The sequence below is a fragment of the Rufibacter sp. JT3400010 genome (assembly GCF_054956755.1).
Genome location: NZ_JBUDXA010000009.1, coordinates 1 through 22,445, shown reverse-complemented (window position 1 = coordinate 22,445; position 22,445 = coordinate 1). Strand labels below are relative to the sequence as shown.

Below are 22,445 nucleotides of genomic sequence, written 5' to 3'. Positions count from 1 at the left end.
AGGAATTGAGTGTGACTTTGGCCTTCATGTAGCCAAAAAACTTCTGAAAATAAGGATTATTCTAGCAAATGGCACTGCCTTTCTGCAAACCGCCTGAATTAGTTGCCTTTGTTCCTCTCCATTTTGAGGCTGGATTTCAATAAACTGCTTTAAAACATATACTCATACTCTTCCTTCCACCTACTTAGAATTCATTACACCATATATTTTCTTCTAGCTATGCTACCTTTGTAAGAGAATTTAGAAAGCCTGGGCTGTAATTATTTCGCCTTTTCTCTTACTAATTGCTTACCAGATTCAAACCCAAAACGAACGAATGAGATTTTTAAAAAAGATGTCCTACTGCCTGCTCTTTTTGGCAGTACTCATGTCTTGTCAGCGGCTAGGCAAATCCAAAACCGCAAAACAGGACTTTAAAGTAGACTATGAAAAGTTTACGCTGGACAACGGATTGACCGTGGTCTTCCACGTAGACAAGTCTGACCCGGTAGTGGCTGTAGCGCTTACCAGTCACGTGGGTTCTGCCCGCGAGAAAGAAGGCCGAACCGGTTTTGCCCACTTATTTGAGCACCTTTTATTCCTGGAATCTGAGAACCTGGGCAAAGGCGGCCTGGACAAAATGAGTGCGCGTATTGGTGGTTCAGGAGCTAACGGTTCCACTAGCCGCGACCGAACCAACTATTACCAAACCGTTCCCAATGACGCCCTGGAAAAAATGATTTGGGCCGAGGCGGATAAACTTGGCTTCTTCATCAATACCGTGACCGAGCAAGTATTGGCCAAGGAAAAGCAAGTAGTAAAAAATGAGAAACGCCAGAGCTATGACAACGCTCCTTACGGTAACACCTCGTACGTGATTGACCAGAACCTATACCCCAAAGACCACCCGTACCATTGGCAAGTCATAGGCTCACTGGAAGATTTGCAGAACGCCACGCTGGCAGACGTGAAGGAGTTCTACCGCCGCTGGTACGTGCCAAACAACGTGACCTTGGTGGTTTCCGGCGACTTTGAGCCCGGTCAGGCCAAAGCGTGGGTACAGAAGTACTTCGGGGAAATTAAGAAAGGCGAGAACATTCCTGCCCTGGAGAAAAAGCCAGTGGTACTTTCCCAAACCAAAAAACTGTACCACGAAGACAACTTCGCGCGCCTGCCTGAACTGACCATGGCCTGGCCCAGCGTGTACACCTACCACAAAGATTCATACGCCCTCAGAACCCTGGCCACCTTGCTTTCTGACGGGAAAAAGGCTCCTTTCAATAAACTGATTGTTGACGAAAAGCAATTGGCCGGACGCGTGAACATGTACCAGAACAGCTCAGAGTTGGCCGGACAGTTCATGCTCAGCATCAGAGGCTATGAAAAAGTAGACCTCAATAACATCCATGCGGCCGTGGAGGAAGCTTTCCAGAAGTTTGAGAAAGAAGGCTTCTCAGACGATGACCTGAACCGCATCAAGACCTCGCAGGAAGTGAGTTTTTACAACGGCTTGTCTAGTGTGCAGGGCAAAGGTTTCCAGTTGGCCCAATACCAGATTTTCGCCGGTGACCCGGGGTTTATCAGCAAAGACATTGAGAACATGTTGGCGGTTACCCGCGAAGACGTGATGCGGGTGTACCAGCAGTACCTCAAAGGCAAACCGTACGTAGTCACCAGCTTCGTCCCGAAAGGCCAAACCAATCTGGTGCTCAAGGGCTCCCAAAAAGCCAGCGTGGTGGAAGAGAAAATTGTGGAAGGCGCTGAGGAGAAATTTGATGCCACGACTAAAGCCGATTATCCGCGCACGCCGTCCAGCTTTGACCGCACCAAAGAACCGCCTTACGGCAAAGCCCCTGAAACCAAAGTACCCAACGTTTGGGAAAACAAACTGGAAAACGGCCTGAAAACGCTGGGCATTGTAGACCGCGAAGTGCCGTTGGTGCAGTTCAACCTGCGCATGAACGGTGGCTTGCTGCTGGAAGACTCTTCTAAAGTGGGCGTTTCTAACCTCCTTTCTGAACTTCTGCTCAAAGGCACCAAAAACAAAACCACTGAGCAACTGGAAGAAGCCATTGAAGCCTTGGGTGCCGCCATCAGTATCAACGCGGGCGAGGAAAGCTTTACCATCAGTGGCCGTACGTTAGCGCGTAATTACGTGCCTACCATGGCCTTGGTGCAGGAGATCTTACTGGAGCCGCGCTGGGATGAGCAGGAATTCAAGCTGGTGAAACAACAGGTAGAAAGCCAGATCAAGCAGCAGAAAGCTAATCCCAATTCCATTGCAGATAATAACTTCCGGAAACTGCTTTACGGCAAAGACCACATTTTATCACGCAACATTCTGGGCACTGAGGCTTCTTTGAAGGCGATTTCCCTAGAAGACCTTAAAAACTACTACGCCGCCAACCTGTCTCCCTCTGTGGCGGCATTCCAGGTGGTGGGCGCGGTAGAACAGCAGGAAGTGACAAACTCCTTGGCGGGCTTAAACCAGAACTGGAAAGCCAAAGACGTGAAGATACCGCAATACCCTACCCCATCGGCTCCTGCGGCTTCTAAGGTGTATTTCTATGATGTGCCGGGCGCCAAACAGTCGGTATTGCGGTTTGGGTATTTGGCCTTGCCGGTGACGCATCCAGATTACTATCCGGCGCAGGTGATGAACTACATTCTGGGCGGTGGCGGTTTTGCGTCGCAACTGACGCAGCAATTGCGGGAAGGCAAAGGCTATACCTACGGCATCGGGTCTTCTTTCTCGGGCTCCAACCTGGCGGGTCCGTTTGTGATCCAAAGCGGCGTAAGGTCTAACGTTACGTTTGAATCAACTGACCTGATCAAGCAAATTCTGCAGAATTACGGCCCCACGTACTCGGCGCAGGATCTGGACGTGACCAAAGGCTTCCTGATCAAGAGCAACGCCCGCGCCTTTGAAACTATGGGCGCCAAACTGGGTATGCTCAATAACATCAGCACGTACGGTCTACCCTATGATTACGCCAAACGCCGCGAGGCACTGGTGCAGGAAATGACGTTAGACCGAATCAAAGCGCTGGCCCAGCAGTACGTGAACCCGAACAAGATGTATTACCTGATTGTAGGTGATGCTGCTACGCAGTTAAACAAGCTGGACCAACTGGGCTTTGGCAAGCCGATTCTGCTCAATTAATTACCATCGTTTTCACTAAAGTAACAGCCCTTCTGGTTTCTTCCGGAAGGGCTGCTGTTTTTAGGGCATTTTTGAGGAATCAGCCCCAAAACTCAGGTCGCTTAATCAATTGCCGCAGTTTTAGGGATGATTTCTTGAAACTAGTTAAAACGAAAGTTCATTTTGAGCGGGTACGTGTCTTCACTTACCCTCGCTCGCGTCCCGCGAGTGTGAGCTACACGCGGCCTCTGGCCGCTTCTATGTCTGTACAAATCGGCGGGACGCCGGAGGTAGCTCACACTCGCGGGACGCGAGCGAGGGTTCTGCCTTAGTTTTCTATTTTGCCATTGTTGGTGTTATCACCAACAATGGCGGGAAATCAGTAAATAAGCTTTCGTCATGATTTAGTTGAAATTGCGCTTACAGAGCAAAATCCTATATTTGAATTACCCAGGACTTTTATTCACACCTGACTTACATGCTACTCTACCAGAACACATTGCTTCAACTTGAGTATGACCCAGCCACAGATATTCTGGAGATGACCTGGCCAGATCTTGCGCCTGAGGTGTTGTCAGAGGCGAAACAGGGTTTTGAGATATTGGTGGAGACCGTCAGAAACTATGATGTAAAAAAACTGCTGGTGGATGGAAGCAAAGCTACCAGCACCATTTCTGACGAAGAAAATGCCACCCTTATGCTCAAGATAGCCAGCGAGTTAAAGACCACCCGCCTCCAGAAAGTAGCCAGAATTGAATCTTCTGACTTGAAAATGGAAACAAAAACAGCCGAAAACCGAATAAAAATCCAGCATACGCTAGACATTCATTACCAGATGTTAAATTTTGCTGATCGTCCTTCTGCTTTGGCGTGGCTGAATGAGGCATTCTGATCTTTACCTATAGAAATGCACAAACGTACTTTACTGCAAGAGCCCCATATCAGCATTCACCTGGACGTAATTTCCGATATCCTATATGCTGACTGGACGGGTCCGCAGACCGAGGAAACAGTGAAGGATGGTTGTAATAGGTTGCTCAAGCATGTAGTGAGCACCAGATCCACCAAGGTTTTCAATGACAACACCAATGCCTCTGGCAATTGGTCTGGAGCCGCAGAATGGGGAGCCAGAATCTGGTTTCCGGCCCTGCACAAAGCCGGGGTAAAGTATTTTGCGTGGGTGCTCTCTCCTGAACTTTACAGCCAACTTTCCACCAAAGAAACCCTCAAGCACAACATCAATGGCATCATGATTTTTAACTTCGAGGAAAAGACCTCAGCCGAGAATTGGCTCAAGATGATGTAAGTTCCTACCTCTCACAAAACATTTCCAATAATTAAAACCAACATAACAGAAAGGCCCTGACTATATTGCCAGGGCCCTTCTGTTATCTTATAGAGAATATTCTCTGATTTAAATGGTATCTGTCACTACCAAGAGTGCATAAATAACCCCAGGAAGGAAGAACAGAATGGTTAGCAAAAGGCTGATCCAGAACCTACTGCCTAAACCTTCGTGCAGGAATACAGCCAAGGGTGGGATTAGAATAGCCAAAATTATCTCCACTACTTCGGTGGCATCATTAGTTCCTCTAAGGGCTTCTTTCACTTCTTTCTTAAACTCTTTCTTCTCTGCCTTGCTCATAGACGCAAGGCGGTTTTTGGCAGTCTCCAGCAGCATACTTTCAGTCTTAGTCAGTTCTGGAGCTACTGCTTTAATAGCCTTATTTTCAGAGGCTTTCTTTGTTTCAAATAGAACCGGTTGCGGGGCTTTGGTAGAGGCTTCCAACGTAGGTTCTGCGGCTGGAGCAGGCATTGGACTCGCTTCGGCAAGCGTTACCGTTTGCACAGGGGCAGCAGGGGCACTTTCCTGCGAAGCATTCACTGCCTCTGTTTTCGCTACTGCTCTCTGATACGTTTCTGGCTTGGCCGAGGTGAACCTGTAATACTCTGCTGAACTACAGGAAAATAAGAACTGGCCCAAAATTGCCACCACAACGAATTGTAGTAAACCTTTGAATTTCATAGTACTAATATTTAAGTGGAAAGAAAATATTTTACTCAGTTCACCTTCTTCCTAAACTGAGTTTCAGCTATCAGAAGAAAGGTAATTTCCTGAGCACTCCCTATAGTACTACACTTTTCTAAATTTTGTTATGAAGGAGCAGAAGTTGACAGTGTCTTCAGCGCCATTCCATCTAACCACAGATACGGCTTGTATCAGTAATTACAAGCGAATGCTCCCCATGTATGTGGTGCTGATATTAGGAGATACGTCCGTTTACTAGCTGTTTTCTGGAAATAAGCTAGTAAACGGACGTGTAAAGTAGGCTAGTGCCTTTCACCCGTGAAGACTTCGTTCGGCAGCAAGATGATTACCTGCGTGCCTTCATTCAACTTGCTGTTCATTTCAATGCTCCCACCCAAGGTCTCTACGTGGGTTTTCACCAGAAACAAACCTATGCCTCTTCCCTTCTTATTAGGGTGGAAGCGCTTGTATAGTTTGAAGACATTGCCGCCGGCTTTGAGCATGTCAAAACCAGAACCGTTGTCTGAGAACTCTATGCGTAAACCACCTTCAGGACAGACAACGCTCTGCAACTTTACTTGTAGCCGCCTGGTATCTGACCGGTACTTGATAGCGTTGGAAAGCAAGTTGTAGAAAATGCTGTAGATATAGGCCCGGTTGGTGTTCAGTTTAATGGCAGGATCTATGGCTACCAACACCTCACCGTTGTGTTGCGACAAGGACTCCAGAAAATTCTGACGGACTTGTTCAAACACATCGGCTAAGCCGAATACTTCTCTTTCTGAGATATCCTGCTGGTCTCTGAGCGAAAGAATAAGGTTAAGGTCCCGCAGCACGGTATCCAGTTTAAAGACGCTTGTCTTCAGGTGGGCCAGCGAGGTATCATACATTTCTGAATGTTTGTCTAACTTGGTCAGGAAATCGGCGAGGCCCATGGCGTTGGCCACCGGGGCGCGCAGGTTATGCGACACAATGTAGGTAAACTGCTGGAGATCGCGGTTCTGCCGGAACAAGTCTCGGGTCATTTCCTGTTGGCGTTCTTCGGCCTCTTTCCGGAAAGTGACGTCTTTCTGGATGACAATATGCTGGGTAATTTCTTCCTCTTCGTTATAAATTGGCGTGAAGTCCATAGAGATCCACACCTTTTCGCCCGATTTTCGGTAATTCAGCACTAAAACGTTAAAAGGAATACCTCGTTTCAGCTTCTCCCCAATCTCTTTTCCCTTCTCTAAATCGGTTTCAAGTCCATCAAAGAAGCTTTCTATCGGCTGACCTTGTACTTCCTCCAATACATAGCCCGTATTGCGGGTAAATGCATTATTGACCCATTCAATTCTACCCGTTGGGTCTGTAATGATTACCCCATTAGAGATTCTACTGGCTACTAAGGAAAGTTTTTCTCGCTCCTGTTTGGCAATGACTGCCTCTGTAATGTCTGAGAAATATACCGAAAGGCCTTCTTCTGACGGGAAAGCTTTTACTTCCAGCCAGATGTTGGACTCTTCCAGATAAGACTCAAACTTAACGGCTTGTCCGGTGCCCAAGGCTTTTTTGTAGTAGTGGTAGAAGTTTCCGTTGATCAGCTCAGGAAACACTTCCCAAATGGTTTTCCCAATACAATGCTGTCTATCTAACTGGAGTACGCGCTCAAACTCACCGTTCACCAGTTTGAAACGCCAGTCTGCCCCCAGCATGAAGAAAGCATCTGTAATGCTCTCAAAGATGGTATTGAGGGTTTCTGCTTGTTTCTTGATGGTGGATTGGGCTACGTTTACCTCTGTGACATCTTTCACAATGGAGTGCACCCCAATGACTTGTTCCTTCACAATCAAAGGAATCTTGGTAATATGAAGGCACAACGCCTTGTTATCTTCCGAACCAATCTCCAGATCGTAAGAGACAATTTCGCCCTCAAAGGCTTTCTCCAGATTTGATTTACATGAATCATGGGCTTCAGGCGGCAACAATTCACAGAGTTGTTTCGCCACCACCTCGTGTTTTGGAAGACCTATGAAAGAGAGAAACTTAGGATTTGCATCCAAAATGTTCCCTTCCCTGTCTTCATAGATGACAAAGTCTGGGTTATTATCAAACAATGACCGGAAACGCCGCTCGCTTTCTTCCAGTTGCAGGGTAAACAGCTTGCTTTTTGTAATGTCTCTGGAACTCACCACAATGGCTTTGACAGCCGGGTTCTTCAACTGGTTACTAACAATGGTGTCAATCCATCTCCATTCTCCGTTGAAGGCTTTGAACCTGAAATGAGGCACCCTGATTAGCTCACTTGAGGCAATATTCTCTAAAGCTTCTGTGACTAAATGAATATCATCTGGGTGGATGAAATTCAGTACATGACATCCCATTAACTGGTCTGGCTGGTAGTCTAACAGTTTGGTGACGGCTCCTTCCACATGAATGTATTCACCGGCTTCATTGAGCAGCCCAATCATGTCTGAACCGTGCTTCACTACCATGTTGTGCCATTCATCTTTCTCCAGCAGTTTCTGTTGGGCTGTTTCCAGATCAGACGCGTCTTTGCCCTGGCAGTAGAGCACTTTGTCTTTCACAGACCAAACCAACGACCAAGATAAGGGAATTTCCGTCCCATTCAAGTGAAGGCAATGGTTCAGGAATTTACTGGAAGGTGTTCCCTGAAGGGCGCTCTGCACCACTTCCATCGTTCTGACAATGTCCTGGGGGGCGACTAAGTTGAGGTAACTTTTTTGCAGAAGTTCTTCTTTGGGGTAGCCTAATACCTCTTCAAAGGAAGTACTTACGTAGATAATCTTTCCGTCTTCATCAATGGCACAAAGAAGGTCAGCGGAAATACCGGAGATGCTGGTTATGATTCTCCCGTTCCATTGCTCGTCTGTTGTATCAACCTGTTTATAACTCACCTCTTCTATCTCGTAATTTTCAACGATGCAAGTTACGTGTTTTTATTTCAATAATAGTACTAATATAATATATCTGATAGCAATCCATAATTATACAATTTTAACAGCATAAATCATAACTAACTGAATAAGTGCTTTAAAAACTTGTTCTAACTAAATAATACAGGTACCAAAGGATTTATTTTATAACTTTTTCCATAAACACTTAAGCTAAACCCGAGCTATTAATACATCAAAAACATAACAATACAAATACTTACCATAATAACCCAATTAAACTACCTACAACCAAAGCAGAGCTATGTCATAAATACCTAGGCTGAATACTGTAACTTAAAATTTTGAAAAAGAAATTTTGAATAGCAGGACTCTACGTACCTGTACCCGTTGGCAAGTTGGAAAGGTGATTTATAGCAAATCACTCCTTAGTTCTAAGGAATGCTATTTGGCAGGACTTGCCGGAAGTTCTTGGCAGATAGGGAAACCGGCATAGCCGAAAAGAATTTGGATTGGTTTTCCTAGATGAAAATGCTAGAGTTCTGCCACTACTTTTCTGAAATCTACTTCACTTAGGGGTTTTAGCAAACAGGTGGTAATTCCCAACGACTTCATTTGGTTCATGTCTGAAGAAGTAGACGAAGTAGACAAGACCACAATCTTAGTAGAAGCGCTTTCAGCCATGGGAAGTTTATAGTACTCCTCCAGAAAAGAAAAGCCGTCTAATACAGGCATGTTGATGTCCAGCAAGATTAAATCTGGGAAATCCTGGGGGCTACTCAGGCTCTGCAGGTAAGTTAATCCCTCCAAGCCATTGAAGGTCACCACAATTTCCTCCGCAATACCGGTCTCCTCAATCACCGTCTGGTTTAGGAAGTTGGTTATCTCATCATCTTCTATCAACAAAATTGATTTGACTCTCTTCACTTGCAATCGATTTCAGGTAGTGACTTCAGGATGTAAATTAAAGGCAAACCAATGAATAAATACGTATAAGCCTGCCAAGAATTTAGAAACATTCTAAAAACAGTTAATTGACTAAGCAATCTTAACCCGGTAAAAAACTTTGGCCTTGGTAAGTTGATAGAATATCTTTGCTTTGTAAGCCCTGACTAACAACATCTTTCTATTTGGATTACACGAGATACAAAGAGGATTTGTAACAAAGTGCCTTGGGAACACAAGAGATGTAATCGGTTTCTTGTCTTTCGTTTTTGAAAGCTTATTTACTGGAATACCCAATAAACTGGTGCTGACCAGCATATCCTGAGACTCAAACCAACTTAAGCCACATAACGGCATTCTCTCGACAGTTGATTTTAAAGCTGTGAGGAAATACCCACCTGTTTTCTGCCTGTTTTCCTCAAAACAGGCAGAAAGCGGCAGTGTTACTCAACAACTATTTATTTCCTGCTTTCTTCTGTTGTATGAGTAGCTTCAGCAAAACACCGTTGGTCCAGCCAAAACCGTCTTGGTTGGGGTATTCTCCGCCTCCACCTTCTGCGCCCGGTTTTTCTACATTGTATTTCTCGGTCAGTTTGCCGGTTAGCTGAAAGACCTGGGTGTTCTGTTTTATCCAGCGCGACGCAATGGTGTCTGCCAAGGAATGCTGTTTATAGGCCCGAAGTCCCTGAATGCTCATCCACTGCAAGGGAGCCCAGCCATTGGGCGCATCCCATTGCTGGCCGGTTGTATTCAACGTGGTGACCAGTCCCCCTTGCTTCATAAAATCATGTTCTAGCTTTTGCCCTACCGCTTTGGCCTGAGCGTTGGTGGCCATGCCAAAGAAAAGCGGCGTAGCGGCCGCCAACGTAGGAATATCAGTTGTTTTCTGCCGGACAAAGTCATAATCAAAGAAAAACTGTTCTTGCCGGTTCCAGCAGTAGGCAAGCAATGCTTTTTTCCGTTGCTTGGCCTTCTGCCTGTACATTTTCTCCTGTGGTTTGTTTTTCTGCAACTTAGCCATGTCTGCCAGCGTGATTTCCATGTGGTACAGCAAGGCGTTCAGGTCTATGGGAATCAGCTGCGTGGTTCTGATGGTCTGCAACGATTTCTGGTCCAGAAACCAGCGACTGCTGAAATCCCAGCCAGACTCCGCCGCCGCCCTGATATCCCGGTACACCTCCTCTGGGTTCCGGCCAGATTGGCGGGCGACTTCCACATCTTCTTTGTATGCCTCTGGTCGGGGCGAAGGGTCATCATCCCAGTAGCGGTTCAGGAAACTTCCATCGGGCATTCTCACTACTCTTCGGTGAGTTGGTTGCGCGGCGGTCAGCGTTTCCTGCCCCTGCATCCAGAAGTCATACTCTTTCTGAAGGGCGGGCGCGTACGTCTTTAAAATCTCCGGTCCTTTCTCCTGAGCCAGTACCCGCAGCATCAAGGCGTAGAAGGGAGGTTGGGACCTGCTCACGTAATAGCTTCGGTTCCCGTTTGGTATATGCCCGATGGTAGTGATGAGATGCGTAAAATTTTCTACCATGCTTTGGATGAGGGGCGTCTGATTGCTTTCCTGCAGCCCCAGCATGGTGAAATAGCTGTCCCAATAATAAATCTCCCTGAATCGCCCTCCGGGCACCACATACGCGTGGGGTAAAGGAATAAGGGAGCTTTGTTCCGGCTTAGGTTCACGGGTAAGCACCGGCCATAAACGGGTAATGTGTTGCTCTACAGAAAGGGTCGCATTGGATTTGAACTCGGTGGCGGGCTGCACCGGCAACTCAAAATAACGTAGCACGAAGGCCTTTAAATCAAACCCTGCTTTGCTTTTTTCCTGCTGATAAGCCCATATAATCTCTTCCGGCGCAGCCAGCGGTCTGCAATCCGGGAACGTTTTGGAGTCGGGGAAAACGGGGGCTTGCTGCACTTCTTTGAACAACTCCCCTAGTTGCTCATGCGGACGGAACTGCGCCTGAACCTGTGTGGCCCAGCCCCAAAGTAGCAGCAAAAGCACGTAAAGCAGGTTTCTGGAAAGCGCGCGCAAGGAGGAGAATACGTATGGCATCAGGAAGTAGAATCGGTTTATTCCCCCCTTCTTACGCAGAAGCCCCCCGCAATGGATACGCAGAGCGCGTTTGAGGCTTTCTGCGTACGTTCAATCAGCTACAGGCGGAACATTTTTGGCTCACCAAAGTACTTAAAGAGCAAAGCATACATCTAACCCAGACCATCATGGATACTTATAACCTGAAACCAGAGAACATGCGGGCGCCCGAACACCTGAATGAGAAAGAGATACGCAAAAGTTTAGACGAGTTAGACGCCAAAATAAAGGTATTGCAGGGTCGCGCGCACGCCACAACCGCCGATTCCCAGAACACGTACCATGAGCACATAGCCGCTCTGGAAGCCAAACGTGCCCTCATCGCCCAGAAACTGAGTGACACCTCTACTGCAACGGACAGCACCTGGCAAGACATCAAGCGCGGTTTAGACGACCTCACCGATGGTATAAAGAAGTTATTCTAATACGCTACCAGTTTGCCTATTTTCTCACCAGAGAAGACAACCGTTTTTAGCCTGTTTTTGGAAAATGACCTTAGAAGCAGCTCTTGCTCACGCTGATGTTCTGTCATGCAGTAATACACGGCCCTTTAAATGAATAGAATTGGCGGGTAGCCAGCCAAACGGACAAAATCTTTTCTGAGCTGTTTTTCTGAAACCAGCCCTAAAAGCAGCCTACAGGTAAGATATTGGATTGAGATAGTTCTACTACATTTAAAATGAAAGTGGAGGCACAACCTTTCGTCATGCCTCCACTTTCATTTTAAATGTACCAACTTAGTACAGTTAAATGGTGCTGTACTGCTCAGATATGATTTGGAGAATATCTGAGGTCAGGGGTTTTGAAAAGAAATCATTCACCTCTGAAAGGTTACGGGCGTGGGTGATATCATTTTTGTCTACGGCTGAAGACAGCACAAACAGCAGACATTTTTGAGTAAGCTCAGCGGGTAACTTCTTGTACTCTTCAATAAATTCCCAACCATCCATGCCCGGCATGTTGATATCCAGAAAGATAATTTCTGGAAAATCCTGCGGAGAATCTTTTACAAGGCTGCTTAAGGCATCTAACGCTTCTTCTGCCCACAAATAGCTGTTCACTTTTTGGGAGAACTGCTGGCTCCTGATCACACTTTCACACAGGAAATTGTGAATCTCATCATCGTCAATTAAGAAGACGCTCTGGTATTTCTTCATTTTTTGGTGATACATGAAAATAAACTTTGAAAGTGGTCATCGGCTTTTGGCACGGCCAACATCCACCCTTCCGTCTATTGTTTTCAATCGGGATTTGAAATTTTATGCAAACCTAACCCTTTTCCTTCAATCGTTCATCATAAAAAACATAAACTGTAATTATCAACCACCACATAGGCAGCAGATTGCGCTCATCTCACCAATGTTAAAATGCCCCTCTCAAAGGAATTGGCTGAACTAGTGTTATTCTTTAGTAGCCCGCGTGAGTTGTACCTGAAAAATCACGCTTAGAGAAAAGCCTCACCTCACCATAGTACAATTATAATAATTCCAACACTTTACATCATTACTACTTCTCTGCCCAAAAATTATAAGTTTTTAAAGTAGAATGTCTCTATCTTCGTATCTAGATAGCAGAAAAAGCTTTTGCATATTGCTCATCTTACATAATGTCGTTAAATTCTTTACAATTACAATTACTTTATAACCAATAACAAAGCAATAACTATAGCTACTTTTGAGAATAGAAGTACAGGCCTAGAGCCTTCATGCCACTTACTTAACACCTCTTATGAGGGGTTACAGGTGCTTAACGCAGAAACAAACTAATAATCCAATAACAAAGTAGTTATAGACGAATAAATTCAAAAAAATAGGATATACTAATTTTACTATAGTGCGTACGGAAGATAGCTCCTACCAAGTTACCTTAGCGCAGGGAAACCTTCAGATTTCTACAAAAACAAACCTCAGCCTCTGACAAGACTTATACCTTCAGCTAAATGAAATATTTATATAATGTACTTTCCCTGGTGCTGCTTCTGGGCTGGGGTACTTCAGGTTCATCAGTGTGGGCGCAGAACATGCCTAAAACGGAGCCTTTTACACTTGTCTTTAAGTTAAAACCTACGGCATCTTCTGCGTTGAACAAGAGCGCCGGGGCATCTGCGGTGCAACAGGTGGTACAACGCGTGGCTTCTGGAAAGGTGCAACAGAAATTTCCTTCGGCCTCTGCCGCGCAGGCCAGAACTTCTAGAAAGAACAGCGTGGATCTCTCCTTGATCTATGAACTGCGTTTCAACACTAATCAGTCGTTTGCGCAGGTTAAAAAGCAGTTATTGGGTACGGGGCTGGTAGAATACGTAGAACCGCTGTATCGGCATGAGCCCTTGCATGTGCCCAATGACCCGCAGGCAGACTCCGTGGCGGGCGGACAGAACTACTTGAAAAAGATCAATGCGTTTAGGGCCTGGGATGTCACCAAAGGAGACACTACCGTGGTTATTGGTATTCTGGATACTGGCGTACGTTTAACCCATGAAGACCTCAAGAACAATCTGAAGTACAACTACGCCGACCCTATTGATGGCGTAGACAATGACGGAGATGGTTTTAAAGACAATTTCAGAGGCTGGGACCTAGCCGATGAAGACAATGACCCGACTGCAGATGCCAACGGACACGGTACGCATGTGACCGGCATTGCTTCAGCCCAAGCCAACAATAGTCTGGGCATTGCAGGCGTGGGGTATAATGCCAAGTTTCTTCCCATTAAGGTTTTCTCCTCTTCCGCGAATGGTGCCTTCAGAGGTTACGAGGCCATTGTCTACGCCGCCGATCATGGCTGCAAAGTCATCAACTTGTCCTGGGGCGGGGCCAGTTTCCCCTCAGCCTTTGAGCAGGACGTCATCAATTACGCCGTTATAAACAAAGATGTCGTCATTGTAGCAGCCGCAGGTAACACCAATGAGGAACTGGACTTCTACCCAGCTACTTACCAAAACGTGCTCTCAGTGGCCGCATTAGATGGAAACGATGTAAAAGGATGGGCCAACACCTACAGCTACAACGTAGACCTGGGAGTACAAGGCACAGATATTTATTCCACCTCCAACGCACACGATGCCAGTTACGCGAGCGGTGGTGGTTCTTCGTATGCTTCTCCGCAGGTAGCCGGGGCCGCCGCCTTACTCCGCAGCCATTTTCCCTCACTCAACGCCCTCCAGATTATGGAACGTCTGCGCGCCACCGCAGATGACATCTATGCCTTACCCGGCAATGCGGCTTACCTGGAAAAGCTGGGGAAAGGCCGAATGAACCTTTACCGGGCATTAACAGAAACTGCCCCTATTTCTGTTCGGCTTACTTCCTGGAACATTCTCAATGCTGCTGAATTAGTACCCGGGGCAGAGATAAGCCTTTACGGAAGTTTTAAAAACTACCTGAGCCCCGTTTCGGGACTGAATGTCAGCATTACCACTCCCAGCCAATACATACAGCTAGTACAAGCAAGCCATAACATTCCCAGTATAGGCACGCTGGCCAGTACCACAAACCAAGCCAGCCCTTTCAGGTTCAAAATAGCCGAAAACACACCCGCCAATACGCAGGTAACCTTACGTCTGGGGTTCACCAGTGGTTCTTACACCGATTTCCAATATATCAGATTGGTTCTGAACCCAGACTTCCTCACTACTGACGTGAATAATCTGGTAGCCTCTGTTATGAGCACGGGAAATATAGGGTACAATGGTCTGGACTACAGCCAGGGCAACGGGGTGGTCTACAAAGAAAGTGATCCTCTATTGGCCGAAGGTGGCTTGTTAATTGGCTACTCCCCTTCGCTGGTCTCTGACAACATCAGAAACGAAAAAGGAACCACCGACCATGATTTTTACTCGGTGGTGACCCTTAAGCGCAGACAGAATTCGCCGCTGGCGGATTTTTATGGTTCCAGTGTCATGGAAGATTCACTCACCGCTACAAAAACCAAAAGTCTGAAAATACAGCAAAACGTGTATGCCTGGGCCGAGGCGCCCAATCGTGACTTTGTGGTACTGGAATACCTTCTCACCAACCGAACCACAGACACCATTGCAGCGGCTCATGCCGGCATGTTCGCCGATTGGGACATTATCTCTTCCGCCAAAAATGTGGCCGAGTGGGACAATGACTTACGGTTAGGCATTACCCGGCACCTGACAGACACCACCATTTGGGCCGGAATACAGCTCTTAACCCGAGGAACCCCAAGCTTCTATGCTTTAGATAATTCTGGCGGAGAAGGAAACATCAACCTGGCCGACGGCTTTTCTACGCAGGAAAAGTTCCAGGCACTTTCGGGTGGCGTTCAGCGCGAACGGGCAGGTTTTGAGGAAGGCAAAGATGTGTTCTTCATGATCTCGTCTGCCATCAAAAAGCTGGCCCCTACCCAGACAGACACCGTCGCTTTTGCTATTGTGGCTGGAAGTACCAGAGCAGAACTGAAAAGGAATGCCAGCGCCGCCCTTCAGAAATACAGACTTAAAAACGGAAACGTTACTTCATCCTCAGGTCTTATTGCCACAAACGGCATTTCTGTGTTCCCTAACCCCACTTATGGGCAAGTAACAGTTACATTGCCTTCCACGTTGCAGCAAAGCACCGTGAACGTGCAATTAGTGGACAGCAGAGGCAGAGTAACCCCGCAGGGAAGCTACCAGAAAAAGGACAAGCTCCATTTCAACTTCTCCCATCTGTCCTCCGGCATTTATTACCTCCGGTTTGTTTCTACAGAAGGGGTAATTACGCAGAAACTTTTGTTAAACAAATAAGAATGTATTTGGCCTGTTTTAGCTAAAACAGGCCAAATACATTCCCTCGCTCGCCTCTGGCGAGTGTGAGCTACCTACGGCCTCTGGCCGATACTTGATAATTATTGATTATACTTAGCGGCGGGACGCCGCAGGTAGCTCACACTCGCCAGAGGCGAGCGAGGGAATGTTCTATAAAGCTTCCAGAACATTCAACAGATTTCCATAAAGCAGAAGAGGCGGCCTAAAAGGTCGCCTCTTCTGTTTTATGGATTTAGATTCTGCTTAAACAGTTTGTCCCTGTTGTTGCAAACGAATCAAGTTAAGGGCGGCTCCTGCTTTGAACCACTCAATCTGACCTTGGTTGTAGGTGTGGTTTACTTCAAAAGTGTAAGTAGAACCGTCTTTGTGGGTTAATCTTACCTGCAATGGAACACCCGGCGCGAAAGAAGTCAAGCCCAACACGTCAATTACATCTGACTCCTCAATTTTGTCGTAGTCTTCCTTGTTGGCGAAGGTTAACGCCAGCATACCTTGCTTCTTCAAGTTGGTTTCGTGGATACGGGCGAAGGATTTCACCAGTACCACTTTCACGCCTAGGTGACGAGGCTCCATAGCCGCGTGCTCACGGGAAGAACCTTCTCCGTAGTTCTCATCACCTACCACTACAGAACCAATACCAGCTGCTTTGTAGGTACGGGCTACTTTCGGAACTTCGTCATAGCCTTCGCCTTGTACCAGCAGGTTTTTCACGCTGTTGGCCTCACCGTTGAACGCGTTGATAGCGCCAATGAGCATGTTGTTGGAGATGTTGTCCAGGTGACCACGGTATTTCAACCACGGACCAGCCATAGAGATATGGTCAGTAGTACATTTCCCTTGGGCCTTAATTAACAGACGAAGACCAGTCAGGTCTTGTCCGCTCCATGGCTCAAACGGCTCCAGTAATTGCAAACGGTCTGAGGTTGGGCTTACCACTACTTCTACCTGGCTTGGGTCGGCGGCTGGGGCCACATAACCAGCATCTTCCACGGCAAAACCATTTACCGGGAACTGAATACCCGTTGGCTCATCCAACTTCACCTGCTCGCCGTTTTTATTGGTAAGCGTATCCGTTAACGGGTTGAACGTTAAATCACCGGCAATTGCGAACGCGGTTACAATCTCTGGTGAGGCCACAAACGCGTGGGTGTTCGGGTTCCCGTCGTTCCGTTTTGCGAAGTTACGGTTGAACGAGGTGATGATAGAGTTTTTGCGTTTAGGGTCATCTGTGTGACGCGCCCACTGCCCGATGCACGGACCGCAAGCATTGGCTAGTACCACGCCACCAATCTCCGCGAAGGTACCTAAGATACCATCACGCTCAGCCGTGTAACGCACCACCTCAGATCCTGGGGTAATGGTGTATTCTGCATTTGCTACTAAGCCTTTTTCTACCGCTTGTCTTGCCACCGAAGCAGCGCGGGTAAGGTCTTCATAAGAGGAGTTGGTGCAAGAACCAATCAAACCTACTTCCAGTTTAGCTGGCCAGTTGTGCTCACGCACAGCAGCGGCAAACTGGGAAATTGGCCAGGCAGCATCTGGTGTGAACGGTCCGTTCACGTGCGGCTCTAACTCGCTCAGGTTGATTTCAATTAATTGATCGTAGAAAGCTTCCGGGTTGGCATACACCTCTTCATCGGCACGCAGGTGCTCTGCTACCTGGCTGGCCAGTTCAGCAATCTCACCACGCTCAGTACCTCTCAGGTAATCGGCCATGGTTTCATCATAGGCGAAAACCGAAGTGGTAGCTCCAATTTCGGCCCCCATGTTACAGATGGTAGATTTGCCGGAGCAAGAGATGTTAGCAGCTCCTTCGCCAAAGTATTCCACAATAGCACCAGTACCACCTTTAACGGTTAAGATACCAGCCACTTTCAGGATAATGTCTTTAGGAGCAGTCCAACCGTTCAGTTTACCGGTCAGTTTCACGCCAATCACGCGCGGGAATTTCAATTCCCAGGCCATACCGGCCATTACGTCTACGGCATCGGCACCGCCCACGCCAATGGCGATCATACCTAAACCACCTGCGTTAGGCGTGTGGGAGTCGGTCCCGATCATCATTCCGCCCGGGAAGGCATAGTTCTCAAATACCACGGTGTGGATGATACCCGCACCCGGCTTCCAGAACCCGATACCATATTTATTGGAGACAGAGGCCAGGAAATCATAGACCTCTTTGTTTTCTGAATAGGCTTCGGCCAAATCCTGGTCAGCACCCACGCGGGCCTGAATCAAGTGGTCACAGTGTACGGATGAAGGAACGGCAACCGTGGGGCGACCGGCCTGCATAAACTGTAACAACGCCATCTGCGCCGTGGCATCCTGCATGGCAACGCGGTCTGGCGCGAAGTCAACGTAAGACTTACCCCGCTCATACGCCTCCGTAGCGGAACCATTATATAAGTGAGCGTAAAGAATTTTCTCTGTTTGAGTTAAAGGCCGGCCTACTGCCGTACGTGCCGCGGCAATCCGGTCGCCCAGATTCGCGTACACTGCCTTGATCATGTCTACATCAAATGCCATAGATCTGCTTTGTATTATTTAGGTTCAATGTGCTACTAACGTCGCGCACAAAAGTCGCAAACAAAACACTTTTACACAAGCTTTAAAATGCCCCCTTCTGCAAAGGTTTTAGGCTGGCTATGCTGCAAATTCAAGGGAGTGCCGTATTTTCGCAGCATGAACAAGATTTCGCTTTCCAGATATTCCATTTTAGCCTTGTTTTCAGCGTCTTTGGGCTTTCAGTCCTGTTCCTCAGCCTCTTCAGACGGGTTGAGCGAGGGCTCCTGGCGTGGTATCATTGAGGTAAGTGGCCAGGAGATGCCGTTCAACTTTACCGTTTCTGAACAGGACGGAAAACAGGTTGCCCACCTTATTAACGGAGATGAGAAAATTTTGATTAATGAAATTTCTCATTCTCAGGACAGTGTACGCCTGCAGATGCACATTTTTGACGCAGCCCTCATTGCCAAAGTAGACGGAGACAAGCTTTCTGGCCGCTGGGAGCGGAAAGACCAAGCCCAGCCTTACAGTTTGCCTTTTACCGCCCAGAAAGGGAAAACCGCCCGCTTTTCTGAAAACCCAGCCAAACCAACCCTGGATGTTTCTGGCAAGTGGGAAGTGTCTTTCAAAGATACTAAGACTGGTGATACCTATCCCGCCATTGGCGAATTCGTGCAGAAAGGAAACGCTTTGACCGGCACCTTCCTGACTACCACCGGCGACTACCGCTACCTGCAAGGCGAAGTAAACGGAAATAACCTGAAGCTTTCTGCCTTTGATGGTGCCCACGCTTACCTGTTCAGCGCCACTGGCCAGCAAGACGGCACTTTAGCGGGCGATTTTTACGCCGGGCAGACGGGCCACGAGACCTGGACCGCCAAGCGCAACCCCAACTTCCAACTGGCTTCCGCCGAAACCCTCACCTACCTGAAACCGGGCTATGACCGCCTGGACTTCAGTTTCCCTGATCTGAATGGCAAGAAAGTTTCGCTCTCTGACCCGCAGTTCAAAGGCAAAGTGGTGGTGGCCCAGATCTTCGGGTCCTGGTGCCCCAACTGCATGGATGAGACCAAGTTCCTGGCCCCTTGGTACGAGAAAAACAAAGGCCGCGGTGTAGAAGTAGTGGGCTTAGGTTATGAAGTAAGCCCTGAGTTTGACAAAGCCAAAGCCCGCATTGAGAAGATGCGTGACCGCCTCAACGTGCCTTACACCTTATTGATTGGCGGTACCAAAGACAAAGAACTGGTGGCCCAATCACTCCCGGCGTTGAACCACGTGCTGTCCTTCCCCACCACTATCTTCATTGACAAACAAGGCAAAGTCCGCAAGATCCACACCGGCTTCTCTGGCCCCGGCACTGGCAAATATTATGACGAATTCGTGCAGGAGTTCAATAAAACCATTAATGAGTTGGTAGCAGAAAAGTAGACTACAGATAAGTTCCAAAGCAGAAGCGGCGCTGATTTTGAAATCAGCGCCGCTTCTGCTTTAGGGCTATTTTCTGTTAAATTAGTTTTGTTGATATTCCTTACATTTTAGGGTTTTATGAAGTGGCGGATTTTCGACATGACTTCTAATTGAAGTACCGCTTATCTAGTAGAGTACAAAAGTTCCATCTGAAGCCCTCACCTGTCATTTCACAAAGCCCTTCTTGACGGAAGTACTTTTTTAGTTAAACGATTGCCTAAATTTCAAAGGCGACATTTCAGTCTTATTTTTAAAAAGTTTGTTGAACGATTGTGGGCGTTCAAAACCTAAATAATAGGCAATTTCTGAAATGGATAGTTGTGTTGTAGTCAAATATTCTTTTGCTTTTTCAATTAATTTTTCATGTATGTATTGTTGAGCACTTTGCCCTGTAAGCGAGCGCAACATATCACTTAAATAATTGGAAGATAAATTGAGTTGACTCGCCAAGCAGCCTACAGTAAGTATACCTTTTTGCAAACCCTTTTCATTAGTGAAATATTCATTAACAAGGCGTTCGGCTTTTGTCAGCAAGTCATTGTTGACAACCTTTCTGGTAATGAATTGCCTTTCATAGAAGCGGTTGCAGTACTTGAGTAATAAATCTATCTGTGCAAGAATAACACCCTGTGTATGATGGTCTATAGATTGATACTCTTCTTCAATTTTCTTAAAAATAGCAATCACATTTTTTTCTTCCTTATCAGAAAGATGCAAAGCTTCGTTTACTGAATATGAAAAGAAACTGTAATTTTTGATGTTTCCGGCTAATGGATGTCTTTCTAAAAAATCAGGATGAAACATTAGGGCATAACCTGTTCCTGCCGTTTCATTAAAATCAGTAGTTTTACCAACTTCAACAGACTGAACTTGTTTAGGAGCTATAAAGGTCATGGTGCCGCAGTCAAAATCATAATAATTTTGACCGTATTTTATTCTGGACTGAATGTTTTTTTTCAGAGATATGGTATAAAAATTTGTGGCAAATTTTTTCCATACATCAGAGTTTACCGCATGCAGTTCAGAAATCTGCACCACGCTTATCAACGGATGCATTGGTAGAGGAATAGATAATAGTCTATGAAACTCAGACAAGGAATTTATAAGCTGCATATTGCCTGTATGTCTTTAAAAGAAATATCACTTCTTTTGCATTATACTTTTTGTTTATAATACAGAAATCCAAAAACAAATAGAGCGCCCAACTCTATCAGCAACCACGCTAATTGTTTGGTGAAGAATCCATCAAATGCAAAGCCCATTAATCTTGCTATAACTACACCAAGCGTTAATGTTGTTAATAACACCGTTGCTATTAAGCCCCACGATGTCCAATTGCTATGAAATAACAAAAAAATCCCCATACCAATGATTACTCCCCATTTTGCTCTTTTTTCTATCATCTGATAAGCATCAGTAGATAACAACGTTTTGTCAAATAAATTAGGGTTGATTGCCAGGAGAAAGCCTGTTACAAGCAAAATGACACCTGAAACCTTTAGGATTATGTGCATAATAAATGAAAGCCGATATAGTCAACTTTTTTTTACAGTTGCCATTCTGAATGATTTATAGATTTTCCCGAAAAAAAGGAATCAATTGCTCCAATGCTTGTTTGGTTGCTTCAGGATGGTCGTATAAATCATAATGACTTGCATTCTTTATGACATGGATTTTCTTATTGGTAGAGGCAGCCTTGTTATATAAATCAAAACCATCTCTATAGGAGCCAAAACCACCAACTTTATCGCCAACAATCACCAATAATGGTTGCACAAGAAAATATTCTGCTAGATGGAAAGCATCAAACATTATGAGGTTGGACATACTTGTGAAAAGCAGTTTGTTGCAGGAATTTGAATGTTCTCCGCGGGGTGTTCTGTAATAGTCAATAGCTTCTAACAAATCGGTTTCTACTATACCTGCCTGTCTGACTTCTTCAGCAGAATTAGGTATCCAATTATTGATGAGTTTTTCAGCACCGTTGGCTTCGGCAGTACGTTGTTGCGCGACAGCTTTGAGCGTTTCCATAGGATTGGACTCTCTGAAAGCCCTACTTGCATTAGTTCCAGCTACGGTTGCTACCGCTTTGATTCTTTTCTCCGAAATAGAAGCATTAGCGGCATAGCCACCACCAGCACAAACGCCCATGGCCCCAATACGGTCATTGTCTACATACGCCAGGGTGGTTAGAAAATCTACTGCGCAACGAATGTCTTCAACCCGGGTGGCAGGGTCTTCCAAAAATCTTGGCTCTCCCCCACTTTCACCTTGAAAAGAGGCATCAAAGGCTAAAGCTATAAATCCACTTTTGGCGAACTGAGCAGCATACAAGCCTGCGGTTTGTTCTTTCACACTGCTTCCGGGATGCACACAAACAATGGCAGGATATTTTTGTGTGTTATCAAAATCATTGGGAAAATGTAAATGTCCTGCTACATTCCACGTACTGTTCTTAAAACTTACTCTTTGCATTTTCTACTAGTTTTAATGTGTTTATAATGCAAAATTGAGCAAATGCTAAAAACTGAATGTTTCCATATTACGGTTAGTTGTGTCCAAAATGGAGAAAGTTTGGTTTAGGTATTACCGTCAACGTCTAGTGCATGAGGCGTGCA

The 22,445-nt window shown here is 46.3% G+C and carries 15 protein-coding genes; 6 read left to right on the top strand and 9 right to left on the bottom strand.

Annotated features, from left to right (window positions below; translation table 11 throughout):
- Positions 1-316 precede the first annotated feature (316 nt).
- The 3 genes from ACY0JR_RS10725 to ACY0JR_RS10715 all read left to right on the top strand — a co-directional run bounded on the left by ACY0JR_RS10725 (position 317) and on the right by ACY0JR_RS10715 (position 4,427).
- Positions 317-3,142 carry a M16 family metallopeptidase gene (locus ACY0JR_RS10725; protein WP_462634071.1) on the top strand — a complete coding sequence of 942 codons (2,826 nt, stop codon included), beginning with the start codon at positions 317-319 and terminating at the stop codon, positions 3,140-3,142.
- A 457-nt stretch (positions 3,143-3,599) separates the two neighbouring features.
- Positions 3,600-4,013 (top strand): hypothetical protein, encoded by a 414-nt coding sequence (locus ACY0JR_RS10720; protein ID WP_462634069.1) that lies wholly within the window; start codon positions 3,600-3,602, stop codon positions 4,011-4,013.
- Between the two features lie 15 nt (positions 4,014-4,028).
- Positions 4,029-4,427, top strand: a complete 399-nt coding sequence (locus ACY0JR_RS10715; protein WP_462634068.1) for a hypothetical protein — start codon at positions 4,029-4,031, stop codon at positions 4,425-4,427.
- Between the two features lie 108 nt (positions 4,428-4,535).
- Here the strand turns inward: ACY0JR_RS10715 and ACY0JR_RS10710 are convergent, their stop codons facing one another.
- From ACY0JR_RS10710 to treF, 4 genes are all read right to left on the bottom strand, one after another.
- A complete protein-coding gene (locus tag ACY0JR_RS10710; RefSeq protein ID WP_462634067.1) occupies positions 4,536-5,147 on the bottom strand; it encodes a YqaE/Pmp3 family membrane protein in 612 nt (203 codons plus the stop codon).
- Between the two features lie 305 nt (positions 5,148-5,452).
- On the bottom strand, positions 5,453-8,047 hold the full coding sequence (locus ACY0JR_RS10705) for a PAS domain S-box protein (protein ID WP_462634065.1): 2,595 nt from the start codon (positions 8,045-8,047) through the stop codon (positions 5,453-5,455).
- A 531-nt stretch (positions 8,048-8,578) separates the two neighbouring features.
- Positions 8,579-8,950, bottom strand: a complete 372-nt coding sequence (locus ACY0JR_RS10700) for a response regulator (RefSeq protein WP_462634064.1) — start codon at positions 8,948-8,950, stop codon at positions 8,579-8,581.
- A 493-nt stretch (positions 8,951-9,443) separates the two neighbouring features.
- A complete protein-coding gene (gene treF / locus ACY0JR_RS10695; RefSeq protein ID WP_462634063.1) occupies positions 9,444-11,045 on the bottom strand; it encodes an alpha,alpha-trehalase TreF in 1,602 nt (533 codons plus the stop codon).
- 167 nt (positions 11,046-11,212) lie between these two features.
- On the opposite strand from treF, the gene ACY0JR_RS10690 reads away from it, so the two are divergent.
- Complete coding sequence (locus tag ACY0JR_RS10690) at positions 11,213-11,509, top strand: sll1863 family stress response protein (protein WP_462634062.1); 297 nt, start codon at positions 11,213-11,215, stop codon at positions 11,507-11,509.
- A 321-nt stretch (positions 11,510-11,830) separates the two neighbouring features.
- Here ACY0JR_RS10690 and ACY0JR_RS10685 read toward each other — a convergent pair whose 3' ends face one another.
- Positions 11,831-12,256: a response regulator gene (locus tag ACY0JR_RS10685; RefSeq protein ID WP_462634061.1), complete on the bottom strand. Its 426-nt coding sequence runs from the start codon at positions 12,254-12,256 to the stop codon at positions 11,831-11,833.
- A gap of 767 nt (positions 12,257-13,023) precedes the next feature.
- On the opposite strand from ACY0JR_RS10685, the gene ACY0JR_RS10680 reads away from it, so the two are divergent.
- A complete protein-coding gene (locus ACY0JR_RS10680) occupies positions 13,024-15,834 on the top strand; it encodes a S8 family serine peptidase (protein WP_462634059.1) in 2,811 nt (936 codons plus the stop codon).
- A 264-nt stretch (positions 15,835-16,098) separates the two neighbouring features.
- Here the strand turns inward: ACY0JR_RS10680 and ACY0JR_RS10675 are convergent, their stop codons facing one another.
- Positions 16,099-18,381: an aconitate hydratase gene (locus ACY0JR_RS10675; protein ID WP_462634058.1), complete on the bottom strand. Its 2,283-nt coding sequence runs from the start codon at positions 18,379-18,381 to the stop codon at positions 16,099-16,101.
- Between the two features lie 156 nt (positions 18,382-18,537).
- Here ACY0JR_RS10675 and ACY0JR_RS10670 point away from each other — a divergent pair, with 156 nt between their 5' ends.
- Entirely contained in the window at positions 18,538-19,788 is a 1,251-nt protein-coding gene (locus ACY0JR_RS10670; protein ID WP_462634057.1) for a peroxiredoxin family protein, read from the top strand.
- Between the two features lie 240 nt (positions 19,789-20,028).
- Here the strand turns inward: ACY0JR_RS10670 and ACY0JR_RS10665 are convergent, their stop codons facing one another.
- The 3 genes from ACY0JR_RS10665 to ACY0JR_RS10655 form a co-directional block, all read right to left on the bottom strand.
- The gene (locus tag ACY0JR_RS10665) at positions 20,029-20,865 is read right to left on the bottom strand and encodes a helix-turn-helix domain-containing protein (RefSeq protein WP_462634056.1); all 837 of its coding nucleotides are present in this window, start codon (positions 20,863-20,865) and stop codon (positions 20,029-20,031) included.
- 116 nt (positions 20,866-20,981) lie between these two features.
- The gene (locus ACY0JR_RS10660) at positions 20,982-21,341 is read right to left on the bottom strand and encodes a DUF4345 family protein (RefSeq protein WP_462634054.1); all 360 of its coding nucleotides are present in this window, start codon (positions 21,339-21,341) and stop codon (positions 20,982-20,984) included.
- A 55-nt stretch (positions 21,342-21,396) separates the two neighbouring features.
- Complete coding sequence (locus tag ACY0JR_RS10655; protein ID WP_462634053.1) at positions 21,397-22,302, bottom strand: alpha/beta hydrolase; 906 nt, start codon at positions 22,300-22,302, stop codon at positions 21,397-21,399.
- Positions 22,303-22,445 lie beyond the last annotated feature (143 nt).

Excerpts from the sequence above, each read along its gene's own strand:
- ACY0JR_RS10685 (WP_462634061.1), bottom strand. The coding sequence starts at position 12,256 with ATGTATCACCAAAAAATGAAGAAATACCAGAGCGTCTTCTTAATTGAC.
- ACY0JR_RS10690 (WP_462634062.1), top strand. The coding sequence starts at position 11,213 with ATGGATACTTATAACCTGAAACCAGAGAACATGCGGGCGCCCGAACAC.
- ACY0JR_RS10660 (WP_462634054.1), bottom strand. The coding sequence starts at position 21,341 with ATGCACATAATCCTAAAGGTTTCAGGTGTCATTTTGCTTGTAACAGGC.
- ACY0JR_RS10675 (WP_462634058.1), bottom strand. The coding sequence starts at position 18,381 with ATGGCATTTGATGTAGACATGATCAAGGCAGTGTACGCGAATCTGGGC.
- ACY0JR_RS10715 (WP_462634068.1), top strand. The coding sequence starts at position 4,029 with ATGCACAAACGTACTTTACTGCAAGAGCCCCATATCAGCATTCACCTG.
- treF (WP_462634063.1), bottom strand. The coding sequence starts at position 11,045 with ATGCCATACGTATTCTCCTCCTTGCGCGCGCTTTCCAGAAACCTGCTT.
- ACY0JR_RS10655 (WP_462634053.1), bottom strand. The coding sequence starts at position 22,302 with ATGCAAAGAGTAAGTTTTAAGAACAGTACGTGGAATGTAGCAGGACAT.
- ACY0JR_RS10725 (WP_462634071.1), top strand. The coding sequence starts at position 317 with ATGAGATTTTTAAAAAAGATGTCCTACTGCCTGCTCTTTTTGGCAGTA.
- ACY0JR_RS10710 (WP_462634067.1), bottom strand. The coding sequence starts at position 5,147 with ATGAAATTCAAAGGTTTACTACAATTCGTTGTGGTGGCAATTTTGGGC.
- ACY0JR_RS10680 (WP_462634059.1), top strand. The coding sequence starts at position 13,024 with ATGAAATATTTATATAATGTACTTTCCCTGGTGCTGCTTCTGGGCTGG.
- ACY0JR_RS10720 (WP_462634069.1), top strand. The coding sequence starts at position 3,600 with ATGCTACTCTACCAGAACACATTGCTTCAACTTGAGTATGACCCAGCC.
- ACY0JR_RS10670 (WP_462634057.1), top strand. The coding sequence starts at position 18,538 with ATGAACAAGATTTCGCTTTCCAGATATTCCATTTTAGCCTTGTTTTCA.